This window comes from Henriciella sp., from assembly GCF_049649345.1.
Lineage (GTDB): Bacteria > Pseudomonadota > Alphaproteobacteria > Caulobacterales > Hyphomonadaceae > Henriciella.
In genome coordinates this window covers 1-1,922 of the sequence record NZ_JBARZC010000115.1, presented here as the reverse complement: position 1 = coordinate 1,922, position 1,922 = coordinate 1, and the positions used below count along the sequence as shown (strand labels likewise).

Below are 1,922 nucleotides of genomic sequence, written 5' to 3'. Positions count from 1 at the left end.
TCGCGGTCACGGTAGAGGCCTGTCAGGCTGAAGCTCAGCTTGTCACCGAGCGGCCCGGTCAATGTCCCGGCCAGCTGCTTGTAATTATCGGTGCCGTATTTGGCCGAGATCTCGCCGGAGACCTCATCCTGCGGGCGGCGCAGGCGCAGATTGTAGAGACCGCCTGGAGGCGAGTTGCCATACAGCGCCGAAGCCGGGCCTTTCAGCACGTCGAAGCTCTCCATCGCATAGAGATCAAGGCCGACACTCGCGATTGATGTCGTGACCGGCGAGGCGAGCCCGTCAATATATTCCTTCGGCGTGAAGCCGCGCACCTTGATGAAATCGAAGCGCAGATCCGGCCCGTAATTCTCGCCGAAGACGCCTGACGTGTAGCGCACTGCCTGCTGGGCATCGATGAAGTTGAGAAGGTCGATCTGGTCGCGCGTGATCACCGAGACAGACTGCGGCGTCTGGATCAGGGGGATGTTGGTCTTGTTCGCCGTCTCGCCGCCATCGGGGACATAGTCGGGCGCGATCACATAGATCGTATCCTGCACGCTGTCGGCGTCCTCAGCCTCCTGCGCGAGCGCCGGTGCGGCGGCAGACGCCAGACCAATACTGGTCGCCAGAAGCGCGGCTTTCCAGCTGGCGCGTTGGGCAGGTTTTGATGCGGTCAGTCTCATGGATGTACCCCTCTCGGTTCATACGAGGCCGCATGTGCGGCAACGTTTCCACATTAACAGGAGAGCACCGCCGAAGTATTTCGGCTTCGGGTCTGTTAGTTCTCCTAATTGGCCATTTCGGCCTTATTGCAAATAATTCTCACTTGCAATAGTGCGACCCATTCGAGACATTTTTCGACCCGGCATGCGTTGGCTCTTGCGCGGCGCCTCTTCTAATGTCGGCTCAATCTCAGGAGGGGTGTATTTCCACCATGGCTCAAAAAGCTGCCCAGCTTCCGAAGACCAGTGTCTGGCTGTTCCTGCACCGCTGGTTCGGCATCCTGACGGCCCTCTTCCTGTTTCTGGCAGCGGTGACCGGCTCGGTCCTGACCTTCCGCGTCGCCCTCGATAATTGGGTGAATGGCGACCTTATTCGCTATGAAGGGCAGGTCTCCGAGCGGATCAATGTGGTCGAGGCGGTATCCCTCTATGAGGCCGACAATCCGCAGCTTCAGGTCGTCGAGTTCCCGCTCAATCCAGGCGAGGATGAGAACATCCCGGTCAAGGTCGCCGCCAAACCCGGCGCAGAGGCCCCCGGTTTCGACGAAGTTTTTCTGAACCCGGCTACGGGCGAGGCCGTCGGCACACGCAGCACAGGCCCCGGCCTGTCGGGCCGCCAGATCGTGCCGCTTATCCTGATCTTTCACGAGAAGCTGCTGCTCGGCGATGTCGGGCGCATCTTCCTCGGCATTGTCGCCATTGGCTGGCTGCTCAGCGCGCTGATCGGCTTCTATCTGACCTTCCCCAAGCGCGGACCTTTCCTCAAAAAATGGTGGTCGGCCTGGACCTACAGCCCAAAGCGCAGCGTCGCGCGTCAGATGCTCGATATGCACAGGGCAAGCGGCCTCTGGCTGTTCATCCTTGTTGTGATCGTCGCGTTTACATCCGTGGCGCTCAACTTCTTCTTCGAATTCTGGGCGCCGCTCGCAAGCGCTGTCGAACCGCTTGAAAAGTCCCTGTTCGACCGGCCCCTTCCCTTCCCCGATGGCGCCGCGCCGACCCTCTCCTACGCTGACGCGCTCAGCCTTGCCGAAGCCGAACGCGCCGCTCCCGGCGTCAACTGGCAACCCGCGACCATGCTCTACAATCCGGGCTGGAACATTTACGGCGTTACCCTCACCGACAATGGCGTGCTCAACTATAAGGGCCTCGGGCCGATCTATTATTATTTCGACGCTGTGAGCGGCGCATACGTCCACGAGGTAAACCCCTATACTG

2 protein-coding genes are annotated in these 1,922 nt (G+C 60.2%); one reads left to right on the top strand and one right to left on the bottom strand.

Features of this window, described 5'->3' with window-relative positions:
- On the bottom strand, positions 1–665 hold a 665-nt coding region (locus tag WA989_RS02885; protein WP_424339020.1), incomplete at its 3' end, for a TonB-dependent receptor plug domain-containing protein.
- A 251-nt stretch (positions 666–916) separates the two neighbouring features.
- Here WA989_RS02885 and WA989_RS02880 point away from each other — a divergent pair.
- On the top strand, positions 917–1,922 hold a 1,006-nt coding region (locus WA989_RS02880; protein ID WP_424339019.1), incomplete at its 3' end, for a PepSY-associated TM helix domain-containing protein.